Annotated in this window: 1 protein-coding gene; it reads right to left on the bottom strand. The window is 57.5% G+C overall.

The window, feature by feature from the left end:
- Positions 1-353 (bottom strand): group II intron maturase-specific domain-containing protein (locus AC1D0P_RS32715; RefSeq protein WP_477680520.1); only part of this gene is annotated, 353 nt, incomplete at both ends.

Here is a 353-nt window from a genome sequence, read left to right as displayed (position 1 = left end):
CCAGAAGACATGGCAAAGTCAGGCACTTCCATCCACGCAAGACGATATCGCTCGACAGGTGTCCAGCAGAGCACATGTTGCTCGATGGATCCTTCTCTCCAGACCCGTCTCGTCGGCCGGCGTCTGCTTGGCTGTTTCGAGCCCCACAGTTCATTCGGCGTCGCTTTTGGGCGTTTCTTACGGAGCCAGCAGTAAAGACGCAGGCCGATGTACCAGTCGAGAGCGACAAATACGCGGCCAGCGCCCACACAGTAGCGGTAATAATTCGCCCATCCGCTGGTGATGGCATTCACCTTTCGGAGCTTTTCGCCAAGGCTGACGCAGATGCTGTCGCGCTGCGTCAGTTCCTTGAC

Source organism: Polaromonas sp. P1_G2, from assembly GCF_056405515.1.
The sequence above is the reverse complement of the archived record's forward strand: the minus strand, read 5'-3'. Positions and strand labels throughout refer to the sequence as shown.